This window comes from Pseudomonas pisciculturae (genome assembly GCF_015461805.1).
GTDB classification, from domain to species: domain Bacteria; phylum Pseudomonadota; class Gammaproteobacteria; order Pseudomonadales; family Pseudomonadaceae; genus Aquipseudomonas; species Aquipseudomonas pisciculturae.
On the sequence record NZ_JACVZE010000015.1, the window covers coordinates 22970 to 48625 of the forward strand.

The following is a 25656-nucleotide window of genomic DNA, read 5'->3' on the forward strand; positions in this document are numbered from 1 at the left end:
AGGCGTAAATTTAGGTTGCATTATAGGACCAACAAGCAGAGGATAAAAACAGTTTCATCATTAAACCTAATTCGTCGCCTGGAGTTGAGCATGGATATTCGTGGAAAAGTGGTACTGGTGACCGGCGCCAATCGCGGCCTGGGCAAAGCTTTCGTCAGCGCACTGCTGCAAGGGGGCGCGGCCAAGGTCTATGCCGGCGCGCGCGACCCCAGCAGCGTGAACATCCCCGGCAGCACGCCGATTGCCCTCGACATCACCGACCAAGCCAGCGTGCAGCGCGCCGCCGAGCAATGCACGGATGTGAGCGTGGTGATCAACAACGCAGGGTTTCTGAAATACGGCTCGCTGCTGGCGCAAGACAGTGTCGAGAACCTGCAACAGCACTTTGACGTCAACACCTTCGGCACCCTGCGCGTCAGCCGCGCCTTTGCGCCGATTCTGGCCAAGCAAGGCGGCGGTGCGCTGATCAATGTGCTGTCGGTATTGAGCTGGCTGAGCCCGCCGGGCACCGGTGGCTACAGCACGTCCAAGTCCGCCCAGTGGGCGCTGACCAACGGCCTGCGCGGTGAGTTGCGTGAGCAAAACACCCTGGTGATCGGCGTGCACCCGGCCTACATCGACACCGACATGGTGGCCGAGGTACAGGCGCCGAAAAGCACGCCCGAGGACGTGGTTGCGATCACTCTGAAAGCCCTGAGCGAAGACCGCGAAGAAGTGCTGATCACCGACATGACCCTGGCGGTCAAAGCCTCGCTGTCCACCGACAGCGCGGTGTACCTCAACAGCTGATCAACAGCACCTGCGGGCGCAGGCGCCGGGGTCGGCTACAACCCGCGCTTGCGCAACCAGTGCAGGAAGCCCTTCTTGACCGGCACCACCGGTGCGTCCTGGGTCAAGGCTTGCGCGGCGTGCAGACGCAAGTCCAGCAACGCCTTCATCGCCTCGCCTATGTCATGTCGGGCATCCAGGCAAGGCTTGAGGTATTCCTTTTCGATGCGGTAAAGGGTGCAAAACGTCTTCGCCGAAAAGTCCGCCAGTGCGGCCTGATCAGACAAGATGCCCGCCTCGCCAATCACCTCACCCGGCCCCATGCGCCCGGCCTCGAACTTGTGGCCGCCCTTGGTCAACATCACCGAGACCACGCCGGACTCAATAATGAACAAGTGATCGCTGACTTCCCCGGCGGGCAAAATCACCTCGCCGCTGCGGTAGGTGTGCAGGGTCATGTTCTGGCTGAAGGTTTCTTTTTCGTCCTGGCGTAGGGTGGAGAAGATCGACGAGCGCTCCAGCAAGGCCCGCGCCGCCGACATTACCGGTGCAACACTGTTTTCGGTGGCCGACAACAGGCTCACCCCCGCCGCTTGCAAATGGCGGAAGGCCAAGTCGTAAAGCTGGTTGCGCACTTCACGCTTGAGCGCCATGGCCGGCACAAAACCGCTGATTTCGTACTCCACGCCACCACTCACGCACGTTTTGAACGCCACGCTCGGCGACGGGGTGGACAGCAGTTGTCGGCAACCCTGCATCGCCCGTTCCAGCGCTTCAATCACCGTTTGCGGGCGTGCATGGGGGCTTACTTGCAAGCTGACCGCCAACCCGAACATATCCGCTGGACGCGAAAAATTGATGATCTTGGCTTTGGCCGCCAGGGAGTTAGGGATGACCGCCATGCTGCCCTGGGAGGTTTGCAGGCGCGTGGCACGCCAATCGATATCGGTGACCCGGCCTTCGGTGCCGTCGATGGAGATCCAGTCATCGAGCTGATAAGGCTTGGTGGTGTTGAGCACGATCCCGGAAAACACATCGCTCAAGGTGCTTTGCAACGCCAGGCCGACGATGATCGCTACCGCGCCGGAGGTGGCAAGCACGCCCTTCACTGGCAGGTCGAGCACGTAGGCCAGCGCAGCGATGATCGCAATCAGGAAAATCACCGCGCCCAGCAAATCCTGCAACAGCCGCCCAGTATGGCCGACCCGCTGCATCATCAACGCGCCGAGCAACACCGTCAGCGTGCGTGCCGCAAACAGCCACCAGCCGATCTGCAACGCCGTGGCGGCCATGTGCAAGGCGGTGTTGTCGGCATACGGAGGGACCAGCATGGGGTTCATGCCGTCGTTGAACAGCACGGCGCTGAACACCGCGAAGATCACCAGGCGTGCGACAAGTTTCCAGTTGGCGAGGTTGGCCGAGATAAGGCGCCAGACGGCGATGTCGATGAGGATCAGCGCCAGGGCGCAGAGCATCGGGTGATCGGAGATAAATGACGGCATCCAGGCGACTCCAGGGCGAATGGCGTGAAGATCGCATGAAATGGGAGCGCTGGAAAACTAAATGTGGGAGCTGGCTTGCCTGCGATGCAGGCACCTCGGTGTGTCAGTTACGCCGGGGTGATGCTATCGCAGGCAAGCCAGCTCCCACAGGGGTTTGGCGGTGATCAGTTAATCCTGCATCTGGCCGAACCTGCCCGAATGAAAATCCTCAAACGCCTGATGAATTTCCTGCTCGGTATTCATCACAAACGGGCCATGCCCCACGATCGGTTCGTCAATCGGCTCGCCGCTGAGCAGCAGCACCTTGGCGTCGTCGTTGGACTCCAGCGTCAACTGGCTGCCGTCGCGTTCGAACAGGGCCAGGTCGCCTTGGCGGGCGACTTGATCGCCGTTGATCAGCACGGTGCCGCGCAGGATCACCAGGGCGGTGTTGCGCCCGCCGTGCAGGTCGAGGGTCACTGGCTTGCCGGCGTTCAGGCGCAGATCCCACACGTCAATCGGCGTAAAGGTGTGGGCCGGGCCTTTTTCGCCAGCGAACTCACCGGCAATCAACCGAAGATGCCCAGCGTCGTCGGCCAACGGCAGTACCGGGATATCACCGTCGACAATCGTCTGGTAGCCCGCGTCGGCCATTTTGTCCTTCGCCGGCAGGTTGACCCACAACTGCACCATCTCCAACGGGCCGCCTTTACGGGCGAAGGCTTCGGAGTGGAATTCTTCGTGGATGATGCCGCGGGCAGCGGTCATCCATTGCACGTCGCCCGGGCCGATGATGCCACCGCCGCCGGTGGAATCGCGGTGTTCGACTTCGCCGTCGTAGACGATGGTCACGGTTTCAAAGCCGCGATGGGGGTGTTGGCCGACGCCGCGCCGTTGCTCGGTAGAGGTGAAATCGGCAGGGCCGGCGTGGTCCAGCAGTAAAAATGGGCTGATGTGTTTGCCCAGGTTGTCGTAGGAAAACAACGTGCGCACCGGGAAACCGTCGCCGACCCAATGGCCGCGTGGGCTGGTGTAAATGCCGATGAGTTTTTTCATGGTGACCCTCCAAAGTGCATACACCTTAAATCCGACAGTAATCACGCGCTAGACGGCAAAAACAGCCTTGAGTGTCCTACTGATGGGACGGCATACCGGCTCATCGCCATAAAAATCACGTTAATGATAATGACTCGTAGTAATATCCACTCTCTCCCGCTCAACCTCCGAGGGCTGCAATGCCGTTTGCCGCAGCAACTGTCGCACCGCGCGTGCTGGTGGTAGATGACCACCGCAAAATCCGCGAACCCTTAGCCACCTACCTGCGGCGCCACACCTTCGAGGTACGCACCGCCGAAGACGCGGCCGGCATGTGGCAATTGCTCAAGACCCAGGCGTTCGATGTGGTGGTGCTGGATGTGCTGCTGCCGGATGGCGATGGCTTTGAGCTGTGCAGCCAGTTGCATCGGCGCAGCAACACCCCGGTGATCCTGTTGACCGCCCGCGACGCCGCCGCCGACCGTATTCGCGGGCTCGACCTGGGCGCTGACGATTACGTCACCAAGCCCTTCGAACCCCGTGAGTTGGTCGCACGAATCAACAGCGTACTGCGCCGCCAGGGCCGCAACACCGGGCCCGCCGCGCCTGCTACTGGCGTGCGTGCATACCGATTTTCCGGCTGGCACTTCAGCGTTGCCAGCGCCCTGCTAACGCGCGAAGCCACACCCGCTATCCAACTCAGCACCGCCGAAAGCCGTTTGCTGCAAGTGTTCCTCAAACACCCCAGCAGCCTGCTGCCGCGCGAGCGGCTGATCGACCTGACCGCCGCCGCCGACAGCGATGTGAGCGACCGCGCCATCGACCGCCAGGTCAGCCGCCTGCGCCGCAAACTGGCCCAAGGCGATGAAACGCAAGACCTGCTGCGCACCATCTGGGGCGGCGGCTACCTGCTGGCCGCCGAGGTCAGTGAATGCGCGCCCTAAGCCGGCTGTGGCCGCGCACGCTGGCGCGGCAATTGAGCCTGTTGTTGCTACTGGCACTGCTCGCCGCCAACGCTATTGCCATGCTGTTGCTGCAACGCACTGGCAGCCTGATCCACCCGTTGTCCCGCAGTTTCAGCCTGGAGCGCCTGAGCATTGCGCACCACACCGCGATTGACTTGCCTAGTGATGAAACCGCGCACCTGCTGGCCGCAATGGGCACCGGCGACACCCGTTTCTGGATCGCCTCCACACCCGAAGTCGCACCGTTTGAGCAGCGCCCTGAAGAACAACGCCTGGCCAACGAACTGCGCAGCCAATTGCAATTGGATAACGCTGACGCCATCGGCATGCAACTGGAGCGCGTGAGCGGCGCGAATGCCCGCACCCATGTGTTCAGCCCCGCCGGCTGGGCGCCATTGCGTCTGCGCAGCAGCGTCGCACTGCCCAACGGTACCTTCTTGAACGCCGTGCAATACCCTGCCGGCGCCTACGAATGGGGCCGCGTATTGGCCTACAGCCTGCCGGTGACGACGCTGCCGGTGCTGCTGATCGTGATGTTTTTTATCGCCCGCGTGGTGCGCCCGGTGAAAACCCTGGCCCAGGCCACCGAGCGCGTCAGCCGTGGGGAATGGATCGCCCCACTGCCCGAAACCGGCCCTAAGGAAGCCCGCGACCTCACCGCCGCCTTCAACACCATGCAAGCCAACCTGGCCCGGCATGTCGAAGGCCGCACGCGCATGCTCGCCGCTGTCAGCCATGATTTGAATACGCCCATCACCGAACTGCGCCTGCAAGTGGAGTTGCTGGAGGCGAGCGAGGCCCGCGATGACATGCTCGAAAGCCTTGCCGAATTGAGCGCCATGGTGCGCGAAACCTTGAACTTCGTACGCGATGACGCCGTGCAAGAGCCCACCACAACGTTGTCCCTGAGCGGGCTTTTGGATGATCTGGCCAAGCGTTATCAACGCCTGCAACAACCGCTGACCTGGTTCGGCACAGCGACACTGCTGCTGACCTGCCGCCCACTGGCGCTAAAGCGCGCGCTCACCAACCTGATCGACAACGCCCTGCACCATGGCGGCGATGCTCATCTGAGCCTGACGCGTGAGGATGATGGCTGGCTGCGGGTCGAGATCCTCGACCACGGCCAAGGCCTGCCCTCAGACTGGCTGACCAAGGTCTTCGAGCCCTTCGTGCAACGGGGTGTCAACGATGGTGGCGTGGGGCTGGGCCTAGCGATTGCACGCTCGTGCATCCAAGCCCATGGCGGCGAGTTGGTGCTGGAGAACCGCCCACCGGCCGGCCTGTGCGCGGTGGTGCGATTGCCCGCAGCCCTTTAGAAGTTGAGCGTGGCGCCCATCCAGAGCGTGCGACCGTAGTTCACCGTGCCGTAGGTTTCATCGTCCAGGCGTTTGTCGGTGAGGTTGTTGAGGGAGGCGTTGAGGGTGAGCGAATCGGTCACGTCAAACGAGCCACCCAGGTCAGCGGTGGTGTAGCCCGGCGCGGGTTCGTCGGTGGTGATGGTGTTGCCGGTTTCTTCACCGTAGTAGCTCAGGGATGCCCACGCTTGGGTGCGATCGTTAATGCTCCATTCAGTGCGCACATTGGCTTTTTGCTCAGGCGTGAGTGCCAACGGCGCGCCCTTGTTGGCACCACTTTTTTGCTCCGAATCGGTGTAGGTGTAGTTGGCCTTGAGCAGCACGCTGTCGCTGACGTCCCACTGGCCGTTGAGCTCGACGCCCTGGATGATCGCCTTGTCGACGTTGACCCGCTCCATCACCGTGTAGCCGTTCCACATGCGGTCGGTGGTGACGGTGGAGAGCTTGTCCTGGAAGTCGTTGTAGAACAGCGTCACGCCGCCGGACAGGTTGTCGCGGTTGCTCCACAGTGCCGACACCTCGTAGTTGGTGCTGGTCTCGGGTTTGAGGTCGGGGTTGCCGAACATCACGAAGCGGTTGCGGCGCAGGTAAGCGTAGTCTTCGACCACAGCGCGCAGTTCCGGGGCCTTGAAGCCACGGGCGATGCCGCCTTTGAGCGTCCATTGATCGGTGGTGCGCCACACGCCGTAGAGGCGTGGGCTGATGTGGGCGCCGTATTCTTCGTGCTCGTCCAGACGCAGGCCGGTGGTGAGGGCGAAGGTGTCGGTGACTGACCACTCGTTCTCGGCAAACAGGGCTTTTTGCACCACCGAGAATTTATAGTCGACGCGGTCGCCCAGGCCCTGGTTCCAGTCGGTCAGCTCGCTTTTGTTCCATTGCACACCCACGGTGCTGACGTTATGGGCGGTGGGCACCACCAGCTTGGCGTCGAACACAGTGTTTTTGATCTCGGGTTTGCGCCCGTAGATATCGGTTTGCGCAGGCGAGGCTTTGCCTTCGCGGGTGGAGGTTTCCTGGGACAGGGCGATGTCCGAGGTGGCCCAGCCCCAGCGGCCCTGATGGGACAGCGACCAGTGATCGCGGTTGTTTTCCTGCTCACGGGTCGCCCAGTTGGCGCTCATGCCGTCGCCGTTTTTCAGGCGCGTGGCGCCCGCTTCCAGCAGGATGTCGTGGTCGACCGTCGGGGTGAAGGCCAGGCGTGCGGTGAGGTCGCGGTGGTCGGCCTTGCTAAAGCCGTTGGTTTGTTCGATGTCGTCATCGGCCTGGCGATCCAGGTAACGACCCCATACCTGCAAGCCGAGGAAGTCTTCCTTGAGCGGGCCGCTGAGGTAGAACTGCGTCTGGCGTGCGTTGCCCTGGTCGCTGTGCTGGCGTGCCGAATAGTCATAGCCAACGGAGCCGCCCCAGGTCGGCGAAACTTTGCGGGTGATCACGTTGATCACCCCGCCGATGGCGTCCGAACCATACAGTGAGGACATCGGCCCACGCACCACCTCGATACGCTCGATAGCCGCCGCCGGCGGCACGAAACTCTGCTCATACCCACTGTTGCCGTTGACCCGCGACTCCCGCGCGCTTTGGCGTTTACCGTCGACCATGATCAACGTGTAGTCAGCCGGCATGCCCCGGATGGAAATATCGGTTTCGTTGGCGCCACCGTTGACCGTCACGCCTTCCACATCACGCACCGCATCACCCAGGTCGCGATAGGACTTGCGTCGCAGCTCTTCGCCATCAATCACCGTCACCGAGGCTGGCGCATCCTCCACGCTTTGCGCAAAGCCTGCGGCCGTGACCACTACATCGTTGAGTTCCAGAGCGACGGGCTCGTCGGCATACGCGTTAAAGCTAGCGACGACCAGCAGCGCCAAGGGTGAAAAGCGAAAAGCAGGAAGCATGGGCGTGGACCTTAGGATTAAGACTCAAAAGAGAATCGTAATCATCTAGCCTCGAATAACCTGGACAAAGTGTGACATCCACCCAAGAGCCCCCCGCCTCCCACGTCATATGAAGATCAAAGTATCTACACAACTTTGAGCATTGCTGCTGGACCTGTGGCGAGGGAGCTTGCTCCCGTGGCGGCCTGACATACGAATGAGTTTGTTGGGTTGTGAATCGAATCAACTGTGGGAGGGGCGGTGCGACGATTCGACTTGCCCCCGATAGCGGTGTATCAACCACAGATAAGTTGACTGACCCACCGCTTTCGCAGGCAAGCCAGCTCCCACATAGGGCCCCGATCGTTTCCGATGACTGGACAGCATCAAGACAGAAGAGGCTGGCTTATTTTTTATTTCAATCATAATATCCAACAAAATATTACCAGCGTAATTTTCGCAATACCCCCGGAGCCCGCCATGAATCCCTCTCCCCTGCGCTTTCTCACTCCGCTAGCCCTGTTGATCATCCTCAGCGGCTGCAACAGCCAGGCCGATACCGCCGCTCAAGTGCCGCCGCCGCGCCCAGTCTTGGCTGCCAAGGTCGAGGCCGCCGGTACTCAGAAAAGCGCCTATACCGGTGTTGTAGCCGCCCGTACTGAAAGTGACCTGGGCTTCCGGGTCAGCGGCAAGGTTATCGAACGCAAGGTCGACCCCGGCCAACGCGTGGCCCGTGGCGACACCTTGCTGGTGTTGGATATCGGCGACTTCGAACTGGCCCTGCGCTCGGCTAAAAACCGTGTCAGCGCCGCCCAGGCCCAACTGCGTCAACGCCGTGACGATGAAAACCGCTACCAACGCCTGGCCAGCACCGGCGCGGTGTCGCGGCAAATCTTTGACCAGTCGGCAACCAACCTGCGGGTGGCCGAAGCCGAGCTTGCCGCGGCGCAATCCGACGCCAGCCAGATCGAAAACCGCCGTACCTACTCCGTGCTTAAGGCCGATGGCGACGGCATCATCACCGATGTGCGGGTAGACCGCGGCCAGGTGGTCGCCGAAGGGCAAATCGTCGCGCGTCTGGCCCATGACGGCGCCCGTGAAGCCATCGTCAACCTGCCCGAAAACCAGCGCGATCAGGCCTCGCAGAAAGCCCTGGCCTTCCCTTTCGGAGCCCCCGACCAAGCTGTGACGGCCACGTTGCGCGAACTGTCTGCCAGCGCCGACCCGGCCACCCGCACGTATCGCGCTCGCTATGTCTTGCACGGCAGTGTCGAACGCTTCGCCCTCGGTTCCACCATCACTGTGCGCTTGCAAGGTAACGGCCAGGCCCAACAAACCCGAGTGCCCATCGGCGCCTTGCACGATGCGGGGCAAGGCACGGGTGTCTGGATAATCGGTGCGGATGACACCGTCAGCTTCGCCCCAGTAAAAGTCGCCAGCCTCGGCCAGGAAGACGCCCTGCTCGACAGTGGCGTAAGCGCCGGCAAGATCATCGTTGCCCTCGGCGCCCATCTGCTGCACAGCGGTGATGCGGTACGCCTGCTGCCCGCCCAAGTGCTGGCCCTCAACCGCAAACAGGACCACTGAGCATGCGCGGCATCAACCTCTCTGAACTGGCGGTCAAACACCGCGCCGTCACGCTGTTCCTGATCATCGCGATCCTCGCTGCCGGGGTGTTCTCATTCGGCAAATTGGGGCGCGCCGAAGACCCGTCATTCACGGTCAAGGTCATGACCATCACCGCCGTCTGGCCCGGCGCTACCGCCCAGGAAATGCAGGACCAGGTGGCCGATCGCCTGGAAAAACGCCTACAGGAACTCGACTACTACGACCGCGTCGAGACCATCGCCCAGCCGGGTTTTGTGTCGATGCGCATGACCTTCAAGGAGTCCACCCGCCCCGGCGAGATCCAGGACCTGTTCTACCAGACCCGCAAAAAGCTCAGCGATGAGGCCGCGAAACTGCCCAAGGGTGTAATCGGGCCGTTCTTCAATGATGAATATTCCGATGTGTACTTCGCGCTCTACGCGCTGGAAGCCGAGCACCTGCCCCACCGGCAACAAGTGCAGATGGCCGAAGAACTGCGCCAGGGTTTCCTCAACCTGCCGGGGGTGAAGAAGGTCAATATCCTCGGCGAGCAGGCGCAGCGGGTGTTTGTGGAGTTTTCCTATGAGCGCCTGGCGACGCTGGGCATCAAGCCGGAGCTGATTTTTTCGGCGCTGGCGGCACAGAACGCCGTGGCGCCGTCCGGTTTTGTGGAAACCGCCGGGGCCCGCGCTTACATCCGCATCGACGGCGCCTTCGACAGCCTCTCGCTGATTGAAAACGTACCGCTGGAAGTCAACGGCCGTGTACTGCGCATTGCCGACGTGGCCACCGTGAGTCGTGGCTACGAAGACCCGCCCAGCTACCGCATCCGCCACCAGGGCGACCCGGCGTTGATGCTCGGCGTAATCATGGAAAAACACTGGAACGGCCTGGAACTGGACAAGAGCCTCAAGGCCCAGGAAGCGAAAATACAGGCAGATTTACCCTTGGGCGTGAACTTCGCCAAGGTCTGCGACCAGGCGAAAAACATCAGCCTGGCGGTGAATGAATTCATGCTCAAATTCTTCGTCGCCCTCGCCGTTGTAATGCTGATCAGCCTATTGGCCCTGGGCTTTCGCGTAGGCCTGGTAGTAGCGGCCGCGGTACCGCTGACCTTGTCGGTGGTGTTTGTGATCATGCTGCTCACCGGGCGTGAGTTTGACCGCATTACCCTGGGTGCGCTGATTATTTCCCTGGGTCTGTTGGTGGACGACGCCATCATCGCCATCGAGATGATGGTGGTGAAGCTTGAGGAAGGCTTCGACCGCATTCACGCTGCGACCTTTGCCTGGAGCTCCACCGCTGCGCCGATGCTGACGGGTACGTTGGTGACCATTATTGGCTTTCTGCCGGTGGGGTTTGCGCGTTCGGGCGCCGGGGAATATGCCGGCAATATCTTCTGGATCGTCGGTTTTGCGCTGATTGCTTCCTGGTTGGTGGCCGTGGTGTTCACTCCGTATCTGGGGGTGAAACTACTGCCGCAGATCAAGCCGGTGCCCGGCGGCCATGACGCGATCTACGCTGGGCGTTACTACCAGAAACTGCGGGGCGTGGTTGAAGCTTGCGTGCGCAGGCGCTGGTGGGTAACAGGGTTGGTGGTGGCCGCATTTGTAGTGTGCGGCTTGGGCATGGGGGTGGTGAAGAAGCAGTTTTTCCCCAACTCCGACCGATCCGAGCTGATCCTTGAGGTGTATATGCCGCCGGGCAGCGCGTTCAAAAGCACCGAAGCGGTGGCCGCACAATTAGAGAAGGCGCTGCTGCAAGAGCCGCAGACCACCATGGTCGACACCTACGTGGGCGGTGGCGCGCCGCGTTTCTTCCTGTCGCTGAACCCTGAATTGCCCGACCCGGCGTTTGCCAAGTTGATCGTGCAGACGCCGGATTCCCACGCCCGTGACGCGTTGAAAGTGCGGATGCGCGAGCGTGTTGCCGCCGGCGAATTCCCATCCGCACGCGTTCGTGTAACCCAGTTGCTGTTTGGCCCGCCAGTACCGTTCCCGGTCGTGTTTCGCGTCAGCGGGCCCAATGTGGAGGTCGTGCGCAGCCTGTCCGAAGACGTGCGCAAAGTCGTCGCAGCCAGCAAACTGACCAAGGACGCCTTCCTCGACTGGGGCGAGCGCACCAGCGGCTATCGCCTGGTGCTGGATCAAGACCGCGTGCGCTTGTTGGGTTTCACCCCCAACGAGGTCAAGTCCCAGCTCAACGCCTTGCTCAGCGGCAACCCGATCACCGAAGTACGCGAAGGCAACCGCACCGTGTCGGTGGTGGCCCGTGCTGAGGGCAGTCAACGCGAAGACCTCGGCAACCTTAACAACATGACCCTCACCAACAGCGCCGGCACTTCGGTGCCGTTGGCCCAGGTCGGGCACTTCCAGCCGGTGATGGAGGAGCCGATCCTCAAGCGTCGCAACCGCGCAACCACCGTGGAAGTACGCGCCGACATTATCGACAGCGTGCAACCGCCTGACGTGGAAATGGCCGTGTACAAAGACCTTCAACCGTTAATCGCTGCACTGCCTGCCGGTTACCAGATCGACATCGGCGGCCCGGTAGAAGAAAGCGCCAAGGCCAACGTTGCCCTGGCCGCACTGTTCCCGATCATGATTTTGCTGACCCTCACGGTGATCATGTTCCAGGTGCGCTCGTTCAGCGTGATGTTCATGGTCTTCGCTACCGCGCCGCTGGGGTTGATCGGTGCGGTGCCGACCTTGTTGCTGTTTAACCAGCCGTTCGGGTTCAATGCGATTTTGGGCCTGATCGGGATCGGCGGGATTTTGATGCGCAACACGCTGATCTTCACCGACCAGATTCGTCAGAACCAGGAACAGGGCATGGCGATTCGCGAAGCGATTGTCGAAGCCACGGTGCGCCGTGCACGGCCGGTGATATTGACTGCGCTGGCTGCGGCCTTGGCGTTTATCCCGCTGACGCTGTCGGTGTTTTGGTCATCGCTGGCCTATGTGCTGATCGGCGGGGTGCTGGTCGGTACGGTGTTGACGCTGTTGTTTTTGCCGGCGCTGTGCAGTTTGGTGCTGGGGCGCACGGCGCAGAAACCTGTCGAAAATTCCCACGTAACCGCCGGATAACCTCTACTCCCTCACCCTAAGAACCTCTGCAAAGTCCCTCGCCTTAATAGTGCGAGGGATTGCAGATGGGTTTTCTTCTTAGTGTTTTTGATGATCGGGTCCTTTCCGACGCTGCCTCTACGGGGAGGCGTCAAGGATGACCCACGCTTCCCACATTGCCCTTATAGGCCTTTTTTTCTTCTTCTAGTGTGCTGTTCTTGAAACAACCAATACATAAGCCTGTGAAGCCAATGCCTTACGGGCTCACTGGATTTTGTTAAGAATGGGCGCAAAGCGCCCCCCCCTCCAGGCAATGGGTTTCTTCAGGTAGATCGGCATCGCCTATTTTGGGGCTGCTACGCAGCCCAGCGCGAGCAAGCTCGCTCACCACAGGGGGGGCGGTGGTTACACGATCAAATGGGGAAACCACACAACCCTATCACCGCTTACCCAACTCCATAATCATCCGGCTCAACAAATACACCCGCGGCGCCACGCTCTCTACCTCGGCATATTCCTCGGGCGTATGAATATTGCCACCCACTATCCCAAACCCATCCAACGTTGGCGTACCCACCCCGGCCGACAGGCTCGCATCCGCCGCGCCACCGCTGCCTTCAATCGTCAACTTACGGCCCAATTCCCCGTAGATCCCCTGGGCAATCGCGACCAATTTGTCTGATTCCGGCGTCTGTGGCATCGGCGGCAGGCCGCGTTGCAGGCTGGTTTTCACCTCGGTTTCCGGGATGAGTTTGTTGGCCGATACTCGCGCCAGGTCTTTCTCGATGCGATCAAACTCTTCCGGCAATGCCGCACGCACGTCCGCTTTTGCCGTGGCTTGATCAGGAATCACGTTGGTACGGTCACCCGCCTTGAGCACCGTAAAGTTGATGGTGGTTTTCTTCTCTTCATCCCCCAACTTGCCCAGTTGCAATATCTGATGCGCCGCTTCCATCGCGGCATTGCGACCAAGCTCCGGAGCGACGCCAGCGTGGGCAGCCTTGCCTTTGACTTCGACCACGGCGGTGGCGCTGCCTTTGCGCCACACCACCAGGCCATCGGCTGGGCGGCCGGGTTCGAGGTTGAGGGTGACGTCGTGGCCCTTGGCGGTTTTGCGGATCAGGTCGGAGGCGATGTCGGTGCCGGTTTCTTCGCTGGCATCCAGCAGGAAGGTGATTTGCGCGTAGTCCTTGAAGCCTTGGTCCTTGAGGACTTTGAGCGCGTAGATGCCGGCGACGATGCCGCCCTTGTCATCCATCACGCCGGGGCCATAGGCGCGGCCGTCCTTGATGTGAAAGGGGCGCTCGGCGGCGGAGCCTTCCTTGAACACCGTGTCCATATGGGCCATCAGCAAGATCTTGGCCTTGCCGGTGCCCTTGAGGGTGGCGAGCACATGGCTGCTGTTGGCAGCTGCATCAGGCACGCGCTCGATCTCAAAACCCAGCTGTTTGAGCTCATCGACGGCAATGTCGCTGACTTGGGTCAGGCCCGGCCCGTAGCCAGAGCCTGAGTCGATATTGACCAGGCGTTCCAGCAGTTTCAGTGCCTCGGCTTTGTACTGCTCGGATTGGGCCTGGATCTGTTTGTGAGGTTCGGCGCTGTAGGCCGGCACGGCGAAGGTCAAAGCCAGGGTGGCGGCCAGGAGGGTGCGGGGGAAGTTGAAAAGCATGAACCGATCCTTGTTTTTAGTGGGAAGGTGCCGTCACACCCTACCCCACTAAATCGACGGCAACCAACTCCCCTGTACCGAACTGACACGGTTGCGCCCACTGCTTTTGGCCTCGTACAAGGCCAGGTCGGCGTCGTTCAGCCAGCTTGTCGAGTCCGCATGGGTCGGTTGATACGGCGCCAAACCGATGCTCAGGCTGGCGCGCAAGGTGGGGTCTTGAGTATAGGCCACGGCGTTGAAGCGGTCGCGCAAGGCGTCCATCACTTCGGTGGCGCGGCTGAGGGGCATGTCTGGCAGGATCACACAGAATTCATCACCGCCATAACGCCCGGCAAGGTCGGTGGCCCGCAGGTTCTGGCGCAGCACTTTGCCCAGTTGGCGCAGGACGATATCGCCGGTGACATGGCCGTAGGTGTCATTAATGGTCTTGAAGTGGTCGATGTCGATCAGCGCAATTGCCGCCCCCGCCGAGCCTCGGCGGCAGCGTTGGAACTCGAGTTCGAGGTGGTCTTTCCAGGCGCCGTGATTGAGCAAACCGGACAGGCTGTCGGTGCGGCTCAGGGCCAGCAATTCGCGCTTGTGCCCGGCCAGGGTCACCGCCTGGCGATAGCAGATCCAGCCGAGCGCCAACGGGTACAGCATCAGGATCGGCAGGCACGCATACAACTGGGCCTGGGTGGTCACCGCAACAAACGCCGGAGTGAAGACCAGCAGCGATACGCCGATGCCCAAGCCCTGCGCCACCCAACCCGCCAGCATAAAGCGCGGGCCGCCGATGGCCACGTTGTTCATGGTCATCATCGACAAAGTGGTCACGCTGGGCAGCGGGTTGAAGTGCATGGCGCCGACCCAGAAGCCGCCGCAGAACGAATCGAACAGCAGATGGCGCCGCTCACTGCGCAGTGAGTTACTCGCCCGCAGGGACAATTGAAAGGCCAGGTGGGGCCAGGCAAACGCATTGATCAGCATCCATGCCCACACCCAGGTCGGCGGGTGCAACGGGTACATGCCGAACGCCACGCACACGAAGCCGAGCGTCAGCCCCAGGGTGCGGGATTTATACAAGCGTGAAGCGAGCGGAAGTCCCTTTCCTCCTGCAGCTGGCATGATCGGGTGTGATCCTGGAGTAATGCCTGGAGTCTATCAGGGCAACGGCAAATCGCCACTACCACTCAGTGGGAAAAGCCCCGCGCAAGCATCAACGCCACCCCCAGCAGCAATACCGCCGTGGCACGCTGCAACAGCACCCGCCGCTGGGGGTTTTCCAGTACATGCTTGATACGCTGGCCGAAATAGCAATACAGGCAGCCACTGGCAAATTGCAGCAGCAGGAAGGTCAGCCCAAGAATGGCGATATCCACCGATGAAGTGTGCTCCCCTGCCCCAGCAAACTGCGGGAACACCGCGCTGAACATAATAATGGCCTTGGGGTTGGAAAACCCGGTCAAAAAGCCCTTGCCAAACAGGCTGCGCGCGCCCTCCACACCTGCGCCCTTGTCGATCGACACGCCGCTGCTGGTCCACTGTTTGTAGGCCAGGTAGAGGATGTAGGCCACCCCGACCAACTGGATGCCCTGGGTAATGGCAATGTTGCCCTTGATCAATTCCGAGAAGCCCACGGCAAAGATCAGGATCGAAATCAGGTACGACACGCTGGCGCCCACCTGCGCCGGGATCGACCGGCGCAGGCCGTCCTTGAGGCCGAGGCTCAATAGCAGCAAGGTCATCGGGCCAGGGCTGAAGGTGATGGTGGTGCAAAACAGCAGGAAGTACAGGAACGAAGAAAGCGTCAGCGCGCTGGTCATGGGCACAAGCCTTGGGAGAAGAGCCTGCAGTCTAGGCAAGCGGCATTGCACTGGGCAGGTAAAGTCAGGTCTAATCCCGCCGGACTTTACCGGTAAAATCACCAGCAAACTCAAGGACGACTCATGTTTGTCTCCGCCATTGCCTTCGCGCCGGGCACGCCCAAGGTGCAACAGATTGTTGAAGCCTTCAGCCAGGCCATCGAAAACGGGGAATGGGCGCCCGGCAGCAAGTTGCCGTCGGTGCGCGAGTTGACCCACACCCTGGGCGTCAGCAAGTTCACCCTCAACGAGGCCCTCGACCGTCTGCGGGGGCGTAACCTGCTCAGCTCCAGCCAGGGCCGTGGCTACTTCGTGACGATGGACAGCGTGCGCCCGGCCTCATCGAACTGGGTCGAGTTGCTGCCCCAAGACTTGCTCAGCGTCTTGCGTCGCCCCCTGGCCACCGTGCATGGCGACCAACGCCCCGGCGGCGGCCACCTGCCGGAAGACTGGCTGGACACCGACACCCTGCGCCAAGCCATGCGCAGCGTGGTGCGTGCGCCGTCGCTGCGGATTGCCGGGTTGGGCACGCCGGCCGGCCTGCTGCCGTTGCGCCAGGCGCTGCAACAAAAACTGCACGCTGAAGGCCTGTCGGTGCCGGTGGAACAAATCATCACCACCCCCAACACCGTGCAGGGCCTGGACATGCTCATGCGCCTGCTCGCCCGCCCCGGCGATACCGTGCTGCTGGACACGCCGTGCTATTTCAACTTCCACGCCAACCTGGCCCTGCACGGGGTCAAGGTAGTGACCATCGCACGCCGCCCCGATGGCTTTGACTTCACCGCCCTTGAACACCTGCTGGCTGAGCACCGCCCCAGCCTATACCTCACCACCAGCGTGCTGCAAAACCCCACCGGCCATACGTTCAGCCCAAGCCAGGCGTTTCGCCTGCTGCAACTGACCCAGCAGTACCAGTGCCATATCATCGAGGACGACCTCTACGGCGACCTGCACCCCAACCCGCCACCGCGCCTGGCAGCGCTGGCCGGTCTGGAGCAGGTCACTTACCTGTCGGGGTTCTCCAAGAGCCTCAGCGCCAATACCCGCGTGAGTTTCGTGGTGGCCGCGCCGCAACTGGCGGCCAACCTCACCAATATGAAGTTGATGAGCGGAGGTATCACCTCGGAGCTATTCGAGCAGATCGTGTACCGCATGCTCAGCGAAGGCAGTTACACCAAGCACCGCAAGCGCATGGTGCAGCGCTTGATGGAGGCTGGCGGGCGCGTCGAGCAATGGCTCAAGCGTTGCGGTTGCGAACTGGCGATGGCGTATGAAGGCGGGATGTTTATCTGGGCGCAACTGCCACCAGGGGTAGACGGCGAACAACTTGCCCAGGACGCTTTAACACAAGGCATGGTACTGGCGCCCGGCACGCTATTTGGTTACGACCCGGCGCTCCCCGATACGATGCGCTTCAACGTGGCCCACACCGACGTGCCTCAGGTGCAGGCGCTGTTTGAATCACTGCTCCGGGCCGGCGGCTAACGTCGCCGCCCACCATTCATCAACTCACGATATCGCCAGCCTGCAGCTTCCCGTTCACGGTGAGTACAAAGGTAGGCTCGTGAAATTTGCCGGTAATCTGCAACGTACTCATGTGCAACACCGGGTCGTAGTCTACGATCGCTTCGCCCCTGGCACCGGAAAATTCACTGACGAATCTAAGCGGCCCAGTGCCCAATGATGCAGTGATCGCGCAGACGTCCACACGGTCCTCGCCGCTGACGAAATCCATGATCTGGTCTGTGGCGATCTGGGTCGACTCATTGATGCCGCCGTAGACAAACTGATCTGCGCCTGGGCCTCCCCACAGGATATCTGCGCCTTCGGCACCGTATAGCCAGTCATCACCGTCACCGCCCCAGAGCGTGTTTGCTACTTCATTGCCCACCAGTAAATCGTTGCCGGAACCGGTTATAGCGTTTTCGATCGTTGTGCCATAAGCAATCGAAACGTTTCCTTTCAAGCCACCCACATCAGAAAATGTCCCGGCCTTCAGGCTGATTTTCTGGCCTTGCATGTAGCCGGAAAAATCCAGGGTGTCATTGCCGCCACCATCCCACACGGCGGCGACAATTTTGTCCTGCTCGTTGTTGACGCTCAGAAAGTCTCGGTCTGTATTGGCGTTGAAGCCGTAGACCGTATCGCTTTTGCGGGTTTCGTGATTAACCCCATATTTGTGTTGAAGCGCTGCGATGTCATCAAGTTGCGGCGCCGACGGCCAGAAATTTTCGTGATGTATATGACCGGTGCGCTCGCCTCGGTAGCTCATGACGGTATGACTGCGAGAGTCCTCGTGGTGGCTGACCCGGGATGTATCGAAACTGCCGTTGTAGTACCCCGCATGACTGAGCCCCATGCCGTGGCCCAACTCATGAATAAGCGTATAACGGCCACTATTGCCCAGGGCAGCATCAGGCACCGCCCTATGGTTTGCCTTGTCGACAAACCAGACTGCACTGGCGGTTAGACGAGGTGACGGCAAGTCAGCATGGGGGTTGCTCATTGCAGGCTTGCCTTCTGTATCGAACCGTTGCCCGTAATTACCGATCACCAGATGCCCTTCACTGGCTTGGGTTTTAGGCCCCTCGATGAACCTGACACGGGCGACATCTTCGATCGATTGCAAGCTAAGTCGGGTCTGCTGCCGTTGGTTTTCGCCTACAGGGGTGAACCCGTTTTTATGAAGCTGTATTTTTTTGGTATCGGCAGGCGGCGTGCGGAACTCATAGCTAGTGTCGTAACGCTGGTCGCCATTGCTGTCCGACCAACCACGGCTGGTACGCCACAGTTGCGCAGACGCCTGCTCAGGCGTTTTTGAAGTAAAGCCGTTGTGCCGTATGCCATGACCGCGATCATCCCGGTGCCGAAATTTCTCAATGGTCACAAACGTGTTGCTCGCATACGGGTATATCGACGTCATGGGTGGATCTCTCAAATAAGACCACCCATTTTCGACTCACGGCTACAGTTGCGCTGTACGTACCCTATAAAAAACCGAACGTCTTTTGCTACGTACTGCGCAGGAACTCAAGTGCAAGCTGCGCAGGACTTATTGCCTCACTCGCCCCTTGAGCATCCCGTGCTTGACCAATAACGCACGTACACAATTGTTTATCGGCGATGAGCTAACGACCTTACGCAACGATCCCCCAGGCTTTGCACACCCTGCACCAGCAACACCAGCACAATAACCGTGACCACCATGATCTCGTTGTTAAAGCGCTGGTAGCCATACCGAATCGCCAAGTCACCGAGGCCACCCCCACCGATCACGCCAGCCATGGACGAAAAGCCAATCAGCATCACCAGCGTCAAGGTCACCCCGGCCACCAGCGCCGGCAAGGCTTCGGGCAACAGCACCTTGAGGATCACGTGGCGAATATCACCGCCCATGGCCACGATGGCTTCGATGCGGCCCTTGTCCACTTCATCCAGCGCCGTTTCGACAATGCGTGCAAAGAACGGAAAGGCCCCAATCGTGATCGGTACAACAGCGGCCGTGCTGCCCAACGTGGTGCCGACGATCAGGCGCGTCAGCGGAATCAACGCGATCAACATCACCACAAACGGCAATGATCGGCCGAGGTTGATCACTGCACCCAGGCCGCGGTTGATACGGGGCAACGGCAACAGCCCGTCGCGTCGGCTGACAAACAGCAAAACGCCCAGCGGCAGGCCGATCAACAGGGTGAACAACCCGGCCAGCAGCACCATGTACAGGGTTTCACCCGTGGCATTGAGCAGCAGTTGAACAATGTCATTCCAATCGGTTTTCATACCGCCCTCACCACTTGCAGGCTGGGCGCCAACGAACGGCCAAGACGCGACGAGGGGTCGGCCTGCAACTGCACGAGGGTGCCGCTTTCCACCACACGCCCATCCGCCAGGGACACCGCGCTGTCGCAGATGGCCTTGACCACCTCCAGCTCATGGGTGATCAACACAATGGTCACGCCGAGCTGGCGATTGATATCGCGCAACAGCTCAAGGATCGACGCGGTGGTCTCTGGGTCCAGCGCACTGGTGGCCTCATCCGACAATAGATACGCCGGGCGCGCCGCCAATGCGCGGGCAATGCCCACGCGCTGTTTCTGACCGCCAGACAACTGCGAAGGAAACGCCTGGGCCTTGTCATTCAAACCCACCAATGCCAGCAACTCGGCTACCCGCGCAACGCGCTCGGCCTTGGGCACGTTGGCGATTTCCAGCGGCACCGCGACGTTGTCCGCCACGTTGCGCGAATGCAGCAGGTTAAAACCTTGGAAGATCATGCCGATGCGCTGGCGTTGCTGGCGCAGTTGCTTGTCGCCAAGTTGGGTAAGGTCTTGTCCATCCATCAGGATACGCCCGGACGTCGGTCGCTCCAGCAGGTTAAGGCAGCGCAACAAGGTACTTTTACCCGCGCCGCTGCGCCCGACAATGCCGAAGATCGAGCCATCGGCGATCTGCAACGACACGTTGTCCAGCGCTGCCGGCTGGCCGCTCGCGTAGGTTTTGCTGACGCCCTCGACAACTATCATTCGACCGCCACCGGGATCACCGAGCCTGAGTATTTCTCGGTGATGAACTTGGCCACTTGCGGCGAACGCAGGTCTTTGGCCAGTTGTTCAATACGCGGGTCTTTCGACAACTTTGGCGTGGTCACCAGAATGTTCGCATAAGGGTTGCCCTTGGCCGCTTCCAGGCCCAAGGCGTCCTTGGCCGGCGACAAGCCCGCCTCAAGGGCAAAGTTGCCATTGATGACCGCCAGGTCCACATCATCCAGCGCACGCGGAATCTGCGGCGATTCGATTTCGAGAATCTTCAGGTGCTTGGGGTTTTCGGCGATGTCCTTCGGCGTGGCCTGGTCCTTGGAGGCGTCGTTAAAGCCCGGCTTGAGCTTAATCAAGCCATTGGCCTGCAGCAGGTACAGCGCGCGGCTGAGGTTGGTGACGTTGTTTGGCACGGCCACCGTGCCTTTGTCTGGCACCTGGGCCAGGCTGGTGTGGCGATGGGAGTAAATGCCCAGGGGTTCGATATGCACGGTGGCGGCCACCGTGAATTTCTGGCCGAGGGCCTGCTCCTGGGAATTGAGGTACGGCAGGTGCTGGAAGAAGTTCGCGTCCACATCGCCGTGGGCGAGCAACTCGTTGGAGTTCACGCCGCTGGGGATCTCGATGATTTTCAGCTTCAGATCCGGGTCGAGCTTTTGCACATATTCGAGGATCTGCGCATGGGGAATCGGGTCGGCGGCCACACGCAAGGCGTCGGCGGCAGACACGGTGAATGAGGCTAGCAACACTGCCAGTGTGAGGGCGGTTTTGTTGAACATGATGATCTCCTGATCAGGCAGATAGTGCTTGGGGAAGCGTGGCGTGGGCATAGAAACGTTGCGCGACGTCGGGGTGAGAGCGAAGGCGGCCTTTGAGGTAATTCCAACCGACATCGCGCAGCAGCGGGTTACGCGGGTCGCTTTCAGGGCCGTGGGCATCGCGCAGCAGTTGCGGCGCCAGTTGGTACACCGGCACTACCGCATCCAGTTGCGCACCGAGGAAAAAGGCCAGGGACAAGCGCTCGCTGCCCACCGGCGGCGACACCACGCGGTGCACGGTGGCGCGCAGGTAACCGTTGCTGGCCAACTCCAGCAGTTCGCCGATATTCACCACCAGCGTGTCGGGACGCGGCGAGGCGTCGATCCAACGGCCCTCTTCCACTTCCACCTGCAAACCGGCTTGCTCGTCTTGCAGCAGGAAGCTCAGGAAACCCGAGTCCTTGTGTGCGCCTACGCCTTGGCGGCTTTGCTCGGCGTGGCGGCCGGGGTAGCGGATCAGCTTGATATGTTCGTTGGGTTTGTCGCCGTACAATGCATCGAAGGCGTTTTCCGGCAGGGACAAGGCCTGGGCAAACGCACGCAGCAGGCGCAGGGCCATTTGCGTCATTGCCTGCTGCCAGCCGAGCACCAGCGGCTTGAGTTGCGGCAAGGCCTGCGGCCATTGGTTGGGGCCTTGCAGGCGGGCCCACGCAGCGGGGAATTCACCGACGGCCAAGGGTTCACGCTCGGCGCCGACGTCGAACTGTTCGCGCAAGTCTGGTTGACCGCGAGTGATCTCGGAAGCGGCGCGGTTGTAACCGCGAAAGTGCGGGGAGTTGAGCATGCCAACGTCGAGTTTATCGGCGTCAGGCAGGGCAAAAAATGCCCGCGCCTGCTGCTGCACTTCGGCCAACAACGCCGAGTCGATACCGTGCCCGGTAAGGTAGAAAAACCCGATATGGCGTGCAGCCAAACGCAGCTCATCAAGAAACTGCTGGCGCTGCTGTGGGGTGCCGTCGAGCTGCGACAGGTCCAGCAGCGGCAAGGTGGTGATCGATTGCAAAGAGGCCATCGGCGGCTCGCTCCATGAACAAATGCCTGAAGAAGCGTCCAAGCTAAACGATCTTAAAAACCACCAATAAATATCTTTTTGGAATTAGCTTAGGCGTGGCAATCGGTGCGCAGCTTTCCCAAGGCAGCCGCGCCTGGGCCTCTACCTACCCATGGGCAACACGCTTGAAACTACCTGCTGCTGGCCGCACCGCCGGCGCGTCTGCTTCCACACCCAGCAGGTGCAGCAATCGCGCACGGATCGCCTGGAAACCTTCCTGGCCCGTGTCTCGCGCGCGCGGTAGGTCGATGGTCAGTTGCTCGGCAATCTTGCCGTTTTCCAACACAATCACGCGGTCCGCCAACAGGATCGCCTCATCCACATCGTGGGTCACCAGCAACACGGCCGGTGTGTGCTTGCGCCACAACTCGATAATGAGCCGATGCATCTTGATGCGGGTCAGCGCATCGAGCGCGGCAAATGGCTCATCAAGCAATAGCAACTTGGGCTCGCGCACCAGGCTGCGCGCCAGTGCCACGCGCTGGGCTTCGCCGCCGGAGAGGGTCGCTGGGTAGGCGTCCAGGCGGTGGGCAAGGCCGACTTCGGTCAAGGCCTGCACCGCACGCGCCTTGGCATCGGGAATGTGCAGGCCCAGCACGACGTTTTTCCACGCGAGCTTCCAGGGCATCAGGCGCGGCTCCTGGAACACCGCCGCCCGCGCCTTGGGCACGTGCAGTTGGCCGCTGTCGATACTGTCCAGCCCGGCTAGGCTGCGCAGCAAGGTCGTCTTCCCCGAGCCGCTGGCACCAAGCAAGGCCACGAACTCACCAGGGGCGATGTCCAGGTCCAGGCCGTCGATAACCCGCTGCTCGCCGAATTGGCGGACCACGTTGCGCAGTTGCACAGGCGCTTGAAGGGTCGACATATCAGTTCCTCACAAAAGATGGGCGCCAGGCCAGGGCGAAGCGTTCAAGGGTGCGGATCAGGCCGTCGATCAACAGGCCGAGCACGCTGTAGATCAGCAGGCAGATCACGATGACGTCGGTGCGCATGAAGTCCCGCGCATCACTGGCCAAAAAACCGATGCCGGCCGTGGTATTGATCTGTTCGACAAACACCAGCGCCAGCCAGGAAATCCCCAGGGCATAGCGCAGGCCGACAAAAAACGACGGCAGCGAACCCGGCAAAATCACGTGCCAGATAAGCTCACGCCGGTTGAGGCCCAGGGTGTTGGCGGCTTCGATCAATTTGGGGTCGATATTGCGGATGCCTGCGAACAGGTTGAGGTACACCGGGAATGTGGTGCCTACGACAATCAAGGCAATCTTGGTGAACTCGCCGATGCCGAACCACAGGATAAACAGCGGCACCAACGCCAGGGACGGAATGGTGCGCACCATTTGCATCGGCGAATCGAGGATCACCTCACCGCGCCTCGACAAGCCGCTGATCAACGCCGCCGTCACCCCGATGCTTACGCCGATGCCCAGGCCAAACAATGCGCGTTGCAGCGACACCAGCAGGTGCTTGCCCAGCTCCCCGGACACGATCATCGCCCACAGCGTGCCGCCGATCTGCGAAGGTGCAGCGATGACTCGTGAAGGAATCCAGCCCAACTGCGAGGCCAGCTCCCACAGCAGCAATAAAACGAGGGGGCTGACCAGCCGCAACAGTGCGTCCGGGGTGCGCCAGCGACGCTTTATTTTGGGCTCGACGCCGAGTTTGTTGATAGAGAACGTCTCGCTCATCAGGCAGCTTCCTTATAAAAACTTGACCACAGGCTAATCGCATAAAAACCGCCTGTGAAAGTCTTTCCAGGAATAACCTAATACATTCAAAATGCAAATTACTGATACAACACCTAATTAATGATTCTACATTTTAATAATTAGGATAGAACCAAACGGCATTTTACAGGCCTGGCGCCTGCCCCTACTTTGGACGCGAATAACCGACCCCCTGCCCGGTGGAGGTGCCCATCCCGAAAAAGATAAGGACAGACCATGAGCATTGAATTCATCGGCTACATCGGCGGCCACCACGCTTCCGAGATCCACCCGCGCAGCGGCCCTACCCTGCAACCTGACTACGTCGAAACCGTGGCGCGCGCCCACGAAGAAGCCGGCTTCGACCGCGCCCTGGTGGCCTTCCACTCCAACAGCCCGGACAGCACGCTGATCGCCTCCCACGCCGCCAGCGTGACCCAGAAGCTGCAATTTCTGATTGCTCACCGCCCCGGTTTCGCCCAACCCACTCTGGCTGCACGCCAGTTCACCACCCTGGATGTGTTCAACGGTGGCCGCACCGCCGTGCATATCATCACCGGCGGCGACGACCGCGAACTGCGCGCCGACGGCAGCCATATCGGCAAAGACGAGCGCTACGCCCGCACCGACGAATACCTGAGCGTGGTGCGCGAGGAATGGACCAGCGAGCAGCCGTTTGATTTTGAAGGCACCTACTACCAGGTCGAAGGCGCGCACTCCACCGTGAAGTCGCCACAACAGCCGCACATTCCGTTGTATTTCGGCGGCTCGTCCCCGGCCGCGATTGCGGTGGCCGGCAAGCATGCCGACGTGTACGCACTGTGGGGCGAAACCTACGAGCAAGTGCGCGAAATCGTGACCCAGGTACGCGCCGAAGCCGCCAAGCATGGGCGTACGATTCGCTTTAGCCTGTCACTGCGACCGATCCTTGCCGAGACCGAAGAACTGGCATGGGCGCGGGCTGAGAGCATCCTCAAACAAGCCACCGAACTGGCTGAGAAGAATGGTTTTGTAAGGCGTGAACCGCCGAATGAAGGCTCGCGCCGGTTGCTGGCGGCAGCGGCGCAAGGGTCGCGGCTGGACAAGCGTTTGTGGACCGGGATTGCCGGGCTGCTGGGGGCACAGGGCAACTCCACCTCGCTGGTGGGTACCGCTGAGCAAGTGGCCGAAGCCTTGGTGGATTACTACGACCTGGGCATCACCACGTTCCTGATTCGTGGGTTTGACCCGCTCAACGATGCAATCGATTACGGCAAACGCCTGATTCCCCTCACTCGCCAGCTGATCGCCGAACGCGAACAGGCCCAACAGGTCGCTTAAGAACACCGCAAATCAATGTGGGAGGGGGCTTGCCCCCGATGGCAGGCTGTCAGTCACCAATGATTTGACTGACCCACCGCTATCGGGAGCAAGCCCCCTCCCACATTTTGATCCCCACACTGGCGCACCAGCGCATTCCAATCCCGCTTTGATTGCTGAGCACGAGCAAGCCGAACAGGTCACCTAATCAAGCACACCACACAACCAACTGTGGGAGGGGGCTTGCCCCCGATAGCAGGCTGTCAGTCACCAATGATTTGGCTGACCCACCGCTATCGGGAGCAAGCCCCCTCCCACATTTTGATCTCCACACTGCCACACCTGCGCATTCCAATCCCGCTTTGATTGCTGAGCACGAGCAAGCCGAACAGGTCATCTAATCAAGCACATCACACAACCAACTGTGGGAGGGGGCTTGCCCCCGATAGCAGGCTGTCAGTCACCAATGATTTGACTGACCCACCGCTATCGGGGGCAAGCCCCCTCCCACATTTTGATCTCCACATTGCCGCACTAGCGCATTCCAATCCCGCTTTGATTGCTGAGCACGAGTAAGCCGAACAGGTCACCTAAT

General features: G+C 60.7%; 19 protein-coding genes and 1 pseudogene. 7 read left to right on the top strand and 13 right to left on the bottom strand.

The features are described 5' to 3' along the window. Positions 1 to 90 precede the first annotated feature (90 nt). On the top strand, positions 91 to 789 hold the full coding sequence (locus ICY20_RS27765; RefSeq protein ID WP_194939199.1) for an SDR family oxidoreductase: 699 nt from the start codon (positions 91 to 93) through the stop codon (positions 787 to 789). Between the two features lie 35 nt (positions 790 to 824). Here ICY20_RS27765 and ICY20_RS27770 read toward each other — a convergent pair whose 3' ends face one another. Further along, positions 825 to 2270: a mechanosensitive ion channel family protein gene (locus ICY20_RS27770; protein ID WP_194939200.1), complete on the bottom strand. Its 1446-nt coding sequence runs from the start codon at positions 2268 to 2270 to the stop codon at positions 825 to 827. Positions 2271 to 2438: 168 nt separating this feature from the next. Next, entirely contained in the window at positions 2439 to 3305 is an 867-nt protein-coding gene (locus ICY20_RS27775; protein WP_194939201.1) for a pirin family protein, read from the bottom strand. A 179-nt stretch (positions 3306 to 3484) separates the two neighbouring features. Here ICY20_RS27775 and ICY20_RS27780 point away from each other — a divergent pair, with 179 nt between their 5' ends. After that, positions 3485 to 4228, top strand: coding sequence for a response regulator transcription factor (locus tag ICY20_RS27780; RefSeq protein ID WP_194939202.1), 744 nt, complete (start codon positions 3485 to 3487; stop codon positions 4226 to 4228). A 20-nt stretch (positions 4229 to 4248) separates the two neighbouring features. Continuing rightward, a complete protein-coding gene (locus ICY20_RS27785) occupies positions 4249 to 5568 on the top strand; it encodes an ATP-binding protein (RefSeq protein WP_194939212.1) in 1320 nt (439 codons plus the stop codon). Here ICY20_RS27785 and ICY20_RS27790 read toward each other — a convergent pair. Beyond that, positions 5565 to 7505 (bottom strand): TonB-dependent receptor domain-containing protein, encoded by a 1941-nt coding sequence (locus tag ICY20_RS27790; RefSeq protein ID WP_194939203.1) that lies wholly within the window; start codon positions 7503 to 7505, stop codon positions 5565 to 5567. The two genes, ICY20_RS27785 and ICY20_RS27790, sit on opposite strands and share 4 nt — an antisense overlap. A gap of 459 nt (positions 7506 to 7964) precedes the next feature. On the opposite strand from ICY20_RS27790, the gene ICY20_RS27795 reads away from it, so the two are divergent. Both ICY20_RS27795 and ICY20_RS27800 read left to right on the top strand, forming a co-directional pair. Continuing rightward, positions 7965 to 9071 (top strand): efflux RND transporter periplasmic adaptor subunit, encoded by a 1107-nt coding sequence (locus tag ICY20_RS27795; RefSeq protein WP_194939204.1) that lies wholly within the window; start codon positions 7965 to 7967, stop codon positions 9069 to 9071. A 2-nt stretch (positions 9072 to 9073) separates the two neighbouring features. Continuing rightward, on the top strand, positions 9074 to 12157 hold the full coding sequence (locus tag ICY20_RS27800) for an efflux RND transporter permease subunit (RefSeq protein ID WP_194939205.1): 3084 nt from the start codon (positions 9074 to 9076) through the stop codon (positions 12155 to 12157). A 418-nt stretch (positions 12158 to 12575) separates the two neighbouring features. Here ICY20_RS27800 and ICY20_RS27805 read toward each other — a convergent pair whose 3' ends face one another. The 3 genes from ICY20_RS27805 to ICY20_RS27815 form a co-directional block, all read right to left on the bottom strand. Continuing rightward, entirely contained in the window at positions 12576 to 13805 is a 1230-nt protein-coding gene (locus ICY20_RS27805) for a M20/M25/M40 family metallo-hydrolase (protein ID WP_194939206.1), read from the bottom strand. Positions 13806 to 13853: 48 nt separating this feature from the next. Continuing rightward, a complete protein-coding gene (locus ICY20_RS27810; protein ID WP_159963223.1) occupies positions 13854 to 14912 on the bottom strand; it encodes a diguanylate cyclase in 1059 nt (352 codons plus the stop codon). A gap of 65 nt (positions 14913 to 14977) precedes the next feature. Continuing rightward, complete coding sequence (locus ICY20_RS27815; protein WP_194939207.1) at positions 14978 to 15610, bottom strand: LysE family translocator; 633 nt, start codon at positions 15608 to 15610, stop codon at positions 14978 to 14980. 123 nt (positions 15611 to 15733) lie between these two features. Between ICY20_RS27815 and ICY20_RS27820 the strand changes: the two genes are divergently transcribed. Further along, positions 15734 to 17137, top strand: a complete 1404-nt coding sequence (locus ICY20_RS27820; protein WP_159963225.1) for an aminotransferase-like domain-containing protein — start codon at positions 15734 to 15736, stop codon at positions 17135 to 17137. A gap of 19 nt (positions 17138 to 17156) precedes the next feature. Here the strand turns inward: ICY20_RS27820 and ICY20_RS27825 are convergent, their stop codons facing one another. From ICY20_RS27825 to ICY20_RS27855, 7 genes and pseudogenes are all read right to left on the bottom strand, one after another. Continuing rightward, positions 17157 to 18575 (bottom strand): M10 family metallopeptidase C-terminal domain-containing protein, encoded by a 1419-nt coding sequence (locus tag ICY20_RS27825; RefSeq protein WP_159963226.1) that lies wholly within the window; start codon positions 18573 to 18575, stop codon positions 17157 to 17159. 191 nt (positions 18576 to 18766) lie between these two features. Beyond that, complete coding sequence (locus ICY20_RS27830; RefSeq protein ID WP_159963227.1) at positions 18767 to 19432, bottom strand: methionine ABC transporter permease; 666 nt, start codon at positions 19430 to 19432, stop codon at positions 18767 to 18769. Then, the gene (locus ICY20_RS27835; RefSeq protein ID WP_194939208.1) at positions 19429 to 20175 is read right to left on the bottom strand and encodes a methionine ABC transporter ATP-binding protein; all 747 of its coding nucleotides are present in this window, start codon (positions 20173 to 20175) and stop codon (positions 19429 to 19431) included. The genes ICY20_RS27830 and ICY20_RS27835 overlap by 4 nt, the downstream gene beginning before the upstream one ends. Further along, the gene (locus tag ICY20_RS27840; RefSeq protein WP_159963229.1) at positions 20172 to 20966 is read right to left on the bottom strand and encodes a MetQ/NlpA family ABC transporter substrate-binding protein; all 795 of its coding nucleotides are present in this window, start codon (positions 20964 to 20966) and stop codon (positions 20172 to 20174) included. The genes ICY20_RS27835 and ICY20_RS27840 overlap by 4 nt, the downstream gene beginning before the upstream one ends. A 13-nt stretch (positions 20967 to 20979) precedes the next feature. Continuing rightward, a complete protein-coding gene (locus ICY20_RS27845; protein WP_159963230.1) occupies positions 20980 to 22017 on the bottom strand; it encodes an isopenicillin N synthase family dioxygenase in 1038 nt (345 codons plus the stop codon). A gap of 145 nt (positions 22018 to 22162) precedes the next feature. Further along, positions 22163 to 22921, bottom strand: coding sequence for an ABC transporter ATP-binding protein (locus ICY20_RS27850; RefSeq protein ID WP_194939209.1), 759 nt, complete (start codon positions 22919 to 22921; stop codon positions 22163 to 22165). Between the two features lies 1 nt (position 22922). After that, positions 22923 to 23672 (bottom strand): annotated as a pseudogene (locus ICY20_RS27855) (ABC transporter permease subunit); the annotation flags it as partial. A 327-nt stretch (positions 23673 to 23999) separates the two neighbouring features. Between ICY20_RS27855 and ICY20_RS27860 the strand changes: the two are divergent. Beyond that, positions 24000 to 25082, top strand: coding sequence for an LLM class flavin-dependent oxidoreductase (locus tag ICY20_RS27860; protein ID WP_194939210.1), 1083 nt, complete (start codon positions 24000 to 24002; stop codon positions 25080 to 25082). Positions 25083 to 25656: the final 574 nt, after the last annotated feature.

What these genes read in the sequence shown, in the direction of transcription:
- ICY20_RS27765 (WP_194939199.1), top strand. Translation starts at nt 91, where the DNA reads ATGGATATTCGTGGAAAAGTGGTACTGGTGACCGGCGCCAATCGCGGC.
- ICY20_RS27770 (WP_194939200.1), bottom strand. Translation starts at nt 2,270, where the DNA reads ATGCCGTCATTTATCTCCGATCACCCGATGCTCTGCGCCCTGGCGCTG.
- ICY20_RS27775 (WP_194939201.1), bottom strand. Translation starts at nt 3,305, where the DNA reads ATGAAAAAACTCATCGGCATTTACACCAGCCCACGCGGCCATTGGGTC.
- ICY20_RS27780 (WP_194939202.1), top strand. Translation starts at nt 3,485, where the DNA reads ATGCCGTTTGCCGCAGCAACTGTCGCACCGCGCGTGCTGGTGGTAGAT.
- ICY20_RS27790 (WP_194939203.1), bottom strand. Translation starts at nt 7,505, where the DNA reads ATGCTTCCTGCTTTTCGCTTTTCACCCTTGGCGCTGCTGGTCGTCGCT.
- ICY20_RS27795 (WP_194939204.1), top strand. Translation starts at nt 7,965, where the DNA reads ATGAATCCCTCTCCCCTGCGCTTTCTCACTCCGCTAGCCCTGTTGATC.
- ICY20_RS27800 (WP_194939205.1), top strand. Translation starts at nt 9,074, where the DNA reads ATGCGCGGCATCAACCTCTCTGAACTGGCGGTCAAACACCGCGCCGTC.
- ICY20_RS27805 (WP_194939206.1), bottom strand. Translation starts at nt 13,805, where the DNA reads ATGCTTTTCAACTTCCCCCGCACCCTCCTGGCCGCCACCCTGGCTTTG.
- ICY20_RS27810 (WP_159963223.1), bottom strand. Translation starts at nt 14,912, where the DNA reads ATGCCAGCTGCAGGAGGAAAGGGACTTCCGCTCGCTTCACGCTTGTAT.
- ICY20_RS27815 (WP_194939207.1), bottom strand. Translation starts at nt 15,610, where the DNA reads ATGACCAGCGCGCTGACGCTTTCTTCGTTCCTGTACTTCCTGCTGTTT.
- ICY20_RS27820 (WP_159963225.1), top strand. Translation starts at nt 15,734, where the DNA reads ATGTTTGTCTCCGCCATTGCCTTCGCGCCGGGCACGCCCAAGGTGCAA.
- ICY20_RS27825 (WP_159963226.1), bottom strand. Translation starts at nt 18,575, where the DNA reads ATGACGTCGATATACCCGTATGCGAGCAACACGTTTGTGACCATTGAG.
- ICY20_RS27830 (WP_159963227.1), bottom strand. Translation starts at nt 19,432, where the DNA reads ATGAAAACCGATTGGAATGACATTGTTCAACTGCTGCTCAATGCCACG.
- ICY20_RS27835 (WP_194939208.1), bottom strand. Translation starts at nt 20,175, where the DNA reads ATGATAGTTGTCGAGGGCGTCAGCAAAACCTACGCGAGCGGCCAGCCG.
- ICY20_RS27840 (WP_159963229.1), bottom strand. Translation starts at nt 20,966, where the DNA reads ATGTTCAACAAAACCGCCCTCACACTGGCAGTGTTGCTAGCCTCATTC.
- ICY20_RS27845 (WP_159963230.1), bottom strand. Translation starts at nt 22,017, where the DNA reads ATGGCCTCTTTGCAATCGATCACCACCTTGCCGCTGCTGGACCTGTCG.
- ICY20_RS27850 (WP_194939209.1), bottom strand. Translation starts at nt 22,921, where the DNA reads ATGTCGACCCTTCAAGCGCCTGTGCAACTGCGCAACGTGGTCCGCCAA.
- ICY20_RS27860 (WP_194939210.1), top strand. Translation starts at nt 24,000, where the DNA reads ATGAGCATTGAATTCATCGGCTACATCGGCGGCCACCACGCTTCCGAG.